The sequence below is a fragment of the Microcystis sp. LE18-22.4A genome, from assembly GCF_027531105.1.
GTDB lineage: Bacteria > Cyanobacteriota > Cyanobacteriia > Cyanobacteriales > Microcystaceae > Microcystis > Microcystis aeruginosa.
On sequence record NZ_JAPZRB010000582.1, the window covers coordinates 1 to 5,320 of the forward strand.

The 5,320-nt window shown below is 41.3% G+C and carries 3 protein-coding genes; all 3 read right to left on the reverse strand.

What is annotated here, in order from left to right; genetic code table 11:
* Positions 1 to 873: 873 nt before the first annotated feature.
* From O9295_RS24935 to O9295_RS24945, 3 genes are read right to left on the reverse strand one after another with little or no spacing between them, the layout of a single operon-like run.
* Positions 874 to 1,296, reverse strand: a complete 423-nt coding sequence (locus O9295_RS24935) for a type II toxin-antitoxin system VapC family toxin (protein ID WP_288035977.1) — start codon at positions 1,294 to 1,296, stop codon at positions 874 to 876.
* The gene (locus O9295_RS24940) at positions 1,296 to 2,960 is read right to left on the reverse strand and encodes a restriction endonuclease subunit S (RefSeq protein ID WP_288035979.1); all 1,665 of its coding nucleotides are present in this window, start codon (positions 2,958 to 2,960) and stop codon (positions 1,296 to 1,298) included. Before O9295_RS24940 ends, O9295_RS24935 begins: the two co-directional genes overlap by 1 nt.
* A complete protein-coding gene (locus tag O9295_RS24945) occupies positions 2,930 to 4,912 on the reverse strand; it encodes a type I restriction-modification system subunit M (protein ID WP_288035981.1) in 1,983 nt (660 codons plus the stop codon). The genes O9295_RS24940 and O9295_RS24945 overlap by 31 nt, the downstream gene beginning before the upstream one ends.
* Positions 4,913 to 5,320: the final 408 nt, after the last annotated feature.

Consider the following 5,320-nt stretch of genomic DNA (forward strand, 5'->3'; position numbering starts at 1 on the left):
TTTTTTTCCCTGAAAAAGTGCCTACCATTGGAGTGTTTGGGGGGAAAATTTAGGGATTTTTTCCCTGAAAATTAGGTAATTGACCACCTGAAAATGGGTAAAACCCCACACCCCACACCCCACACCCCACACCCTGCCCCCCCGAAAAACTTTTTCAGCAGCCCCCAACTAACTCATGCCTTTTGCCCCCTGCATGAGTGCCAATCCTAACCCAGTAGTTAAATTTTTACTTTGGGGCGTCTTAAAAATTTTTTGGGGGGGCCGGGGGGGGGGGTGGGGGGTGGGGGGTGTGGGGTTTTACCCATTTTCAGGTGGTCAATTACCTAATTTTCAGGGAAAAAATCCCTAAATTTTCCCCCCAATCACTCCAATGGTAGGCACTTTTTCAGGGAGAAAAAGTCTAAAAGCCTTATCCAACAAGGTTTTTAGATTTATTCAGCAAACCCTACCTAAGCCTGCTCACGGGTTTCAGCTTCATGGCGCAATTTGCTTGACTGCTCCTAACTATCGATAATATCAGGTCGGGAGCCAATAAACCCAACGCTTTCCCAATAAGCAACTAGCTCCAGCCCTGTTTTAGGAGGATTTTGTAGATAACTCATTCTCTAGCTCTGAAGGTAGATCTAGGCTGATGTTCACGGTATTTCTTTAACGTTCAATGACCTGTCTTTGATTATAAGCTAAACGGCTTTTACTTCGGATCACCGATATAGACTCCAAAAGGGTTATAGCTGTTGGATCATGCAGGTTAAGCGCCGTTTAGCTTATCCGATATATTCAGTTAAACGAAGGCTGCATCTCATTTTTCTAAATCTACTAAGTTGGGATTTTTAAGGCGAAACTCTCTGCTAAAATCGGGCGTTACTTCCGAACTCATACCCGACAATTCCGCATCAGAGCGGTGAATCCTGCTTGGGCAAAATGTTTGTCATAAGCGAGTGCTTCTCTGATTCCATTTTCTTCCATTATTTTGAAAGATACGCAATCTGTATGACTCCATGCTTTGTCTTTACGCTGTTGATATAGTCTTAATCCTTGTTCAAATTGCTCACTGGTTTGGGGAACAATACGAACATTGGGGTTAGAACGCAAATTTTGAGTTAGCTCTATGGCTAAGTCACGGAAATACTCACCACGTTTAGAGAAGTCGTTTAAAACTTCGATGAGGACGGCTTCACTGGTAACGATGTAGACGGGATGCAATGTTTTTGATAGCTGAACAGCTTTTTTGTGCAAATTATCCCTAGGGTTAAGTAGGGCAACCCAATAACCTGTATCGGCGAAAACGACTCTCACTAACTATCCTGTTGCTGTTGATAATGGTCAAAGTTTTGGGCTAAGTCTTTTGGTAGTTTTGCCCATTCTTCATTGGGGATTTTGGCAGAAAGTCGGGCGGCTAATTCCCAGATTGGTTCTGCATTATAGTCAAATTTAATATTTGCGAAAGAGAAGCTTTCGATAGGTGTTTGATTATTCATAGGTGTATTTGATTTAGAAGAAATCAGTTTTTCTAATTTCGAGATCGCTTCTTGTTCACTGCGCCAAGCTTGATCGCGTAGTTGGTTAGCTTTGAGAACTAGATCGCCAATTTCATTTCTAATCTTTGGTTCAGGTAATGGAATATGGACAGAAGCAAGCATAAATCTGTCAAATTCAAGAATCACTGAACCATAAGCATGACGAGTCATGAGACTGTATCCGTAATCTGAAGCTAACCAAGCATAGAGATATCCAGCATTAATATCATCTGAAGCTAACAAACGATTAGCGTGTTGATTAGCTGTCCAGTTTTCCATGTACTTAGGAATGATTTGTACTCGCCCAATTGTGCCTGAGCAGGTAACAGCAATCATATTTTCTTCAAGCTGAATTTCAGGCAGGTCTTTTGTATGTGCGCCTTTTGCTAATTTTTTAACATCAATTGGATCGACTTGAAAAAGTTGTTTACTACTAAGCATAGGAATACCACCTTTGTCAACATAAGTGCGTTCTCTAAACTTTGTAATTGCTCTAACTTCTTTAGTAATTCGCTGATCGCCAATTTTAGTAATTTCAACAGGTAACTGAGCTAGTTGTTTTTCAGCAGCGATCGCTTCGGGATTGTGAAAACTTGCTTCTAATCGTCCCATGAGTTGAGAAGCTTTGATCGTAGTCGTAAAAGATGCACTACCACGCAGAGCAATATCTTTGAGATAGGGTAGGTTTAAACGTTCATGGAGAAGGCGATCGGCTTCATCTAACAAATGATTTGCTTCATCACGCAGTTCTCCCGCTTTACACATCAAGCGACCAATTTCAATCCGGCGAATCGGCGGCAAATCGGGAATTAAAACTCGTTCTAAATGCTCTGGTTCAATGTGAACAATAACTGAGCCATAGGTAGCCTGAGTAAGCTGAGGACGACCATATCGACTACGAAGAAAAGCTGCTATAAAACCTGCTAGATCAGGATCAGTTGCCCGAAGTCGAATAGCGTGTTGTGAAAGAGCTTTCCCTGCTAGTGTTTCACACGCCAAACTAACATTACCAACAGTTCCTGAACAAGAAATTAAAATATCCCACTTTTGAATTAAGAGTTTAGATAGATTTTGTGTATATTTACGACTCAAATAATTTTCTATTCTTGGACGCAAACTAATAATGTCAGAACTGGAAAGAAAAGGAATGCCATGTTCAGCATCTACATAAATTCGCTTGAAGCGAAAAGCATTATGAGCTTCCTGACAAAGACCTTCCTTGCCATAAAGTGGGATGAGAGGTAAACCACTATTTGTCAAAGCTGTAACTGCATTATGAGCCTCAATGCTAAAAGCAGAAGCCTCTAGACGCACACCAGCAGCCAGGACTTCACTGAGTTTGATCGTCGTCGATAGTTTCTCCGACTCATCATCAGGTATCTCTGGCGTGTAATCAGATTTAAAAGCGTAAGTTACCATCCTAGTACCACCTTTTTCTTCCACTCAATAAACTCATTAGCTACCAAATCCGTATCATCATCCTCAACCTTTTGACGAGGTAGCGGTCTAGCCACACCTTCACCCGTTGCCGTTCGCTCGATCAAAGGGATTGACTCTGGATTAGTTGGAACCAGTATCTCTTCCCCTTCCTCATTACGTCTGTAGGTGATGTTACCCCGTTTGTCATGTCCGATCGCCTTCACCTGTGCCATAAAGATTTCATAATCAGACATTGTTCCTTGAACGATTTCCTTTTCAGTCTTTTTCTGAAGAATCAAAACCGAAGTTTGCGTCCCATTGTGAGGCTGAAAAGTATCAGGATGTAGGTCAATCGAAGCAACAATTCGGCAATGCTTAATTAACCAATAACGCACATAAATCAATCCAGGAGCGCCCAAAATTGCATCAGGTAAAACGATTCCCATCCGTCCCCCTGGTTTCAAAAATTGCCAGCATCGTTCAATAAACAAGATCTCAGGTGATGCAGAACCCTGAAGTTGTTCTGTCGGTTCCCAACCAGACTCAGTTTCTTTCCAAACATAGGCAAGCTGATATTGCTTTAAGGTTTCTTCATCCCTAATTGGTAGCTTTGAACCAAAAGGTGGATTGGTTGCAATTACATCAAAATGACCCAGATCTTTCTCACTGCGTAAAGTTTTTGGATCGATAGCTAAAGCCGTGGCAAATTGCTTCCGAAAACTATCTTCCCATTGATGAGGATGTAACAGAGAATCTTGTCTAAGAATATTTCCAGAGCCGTCATTGTTCATCACCATATTCATCTTGGTCGCTTTGACTAAATCTGGATTAATATCAATTCCAAAGAAATTAATTTTAGCTGTTTCTTGAATTTTAGAATTGAGTGCATTTCGCATCCAAATATCCGATTGGCTAGTTACTCCTGCTAATTGTTCTAACTTTTTGATTACCTCATTCATTGCAATTACCAAAAAGCCACCTGTGCCACAGGATTGATCAAGAATCTTATCAGTGACTTTCGGCTCCAGCATACGAATAGTCATTTTTTGCACATTTCGAGGTGTGAAAAATTCACCACGATCGCCCCTTAAATTTGCGCCAACCAGTTCTTCATAGGCTTTCCCTTTAACATCAATATTTGTACTCAGAAAGCTATAGCGTTGAAGCTCACCGATAATATAAGCTAAAGAACGAGGTTGAAGTTTAATTTCATCATTAGCATCAAAAATAGCAGGGTATTGCTTTTTAACTGCGCTAAAAATCTTGCTAATGCGATTAAAAACAGTTAACCGACCATCATTACTCTTTTTCTCTTTCGCTGTTGCATAAAATTCTAAAGGATTAGGAAAATTACGCTCATCATGAATCTTGCAAAAAATAACCTTTAAAAGCTCAAAAAAAGCAGGTTGTTTTTGTAGCCCATCCGTTACATAAATATGATCGTGGCAAATCTTAAAAGAAAACAGTAAATTATCACCAACTGCATTCTTTAGTGACTCACGAGTTGGGCGATCAACTTCCTCAACATTACCATTCTTAGAAGGAATATCATTAGGCTCTTCATACTCAATGCCTTCCTCTGTCCTAATTCGACGCAAGACGGTCTTTTTCCTACCATTTGTCCACATCCCCCACTCAGAGTTATCACAAGTCGCCATGTATGACCGAAGCTGCTCAACTCCGTCTTTACTGGCTGAGGGTGGTACTGAGTCTTTTTTGCACTCAATAATGATCCAAATATTTTCCTGATTGTGTTGATCCCCCTCACGGAAAATAGCCAGATCCACTCGAACAGTCTTACTACCCTGCTTAATTGGATACTCAACCTCGATCTGTTCTGGCAAATAGCCCAATTCCAGCACCAATCGACGCTCGATGTTCTGGCGAACATATTCTTCGGGCGTATCATTACGGGTTTTCTGGTCTATGAAATCACAGACCTTGCCATCTGGAAGTGTTGGCAAAAGCTTGGACATTGCCCTCCCCCCACAAAGAAAATTTACCTTCCTTAATGTTTTACCGGTAATTGATCTGCTTTGACCAACTGCTTATTTTAAATTTACAGGCTGGAAGAACTGATAGCGGGTCAACCGTTGGCCGTCAACCTAGCCTATTGAAGATAGGTTGCGTCAACCCAGACCGAGTCGATGGGCGATTGCACTGAACCGTTATCATCAACCTTGAATGATATTATTAGTCTAACTCTCGGTTTGGTACAGTGATTGGTTAGACAGATGGACTTTAATTGACATCCTCACCGCCGTAAACGGACGGTGATTCCCAAACCTCACGATTTAGGTTTCTGCTTCTTTCCCGAAGGATTTTTCGCACCTGCCTTAACAGATTTACTCTGTTCTGGTCTTATGGTCGCTCTACAGACTGAC

What these genes read in the sequence shown, in the direction of transcription:
- O9295_RS24945 (WP_288035981.1), bottom strand. Translation starts at nt 4,912, where the DNA reads ATGTCCAAGCTTTTGCCAACACTTCCAGATGGCAAGGTCTGTGATTTC.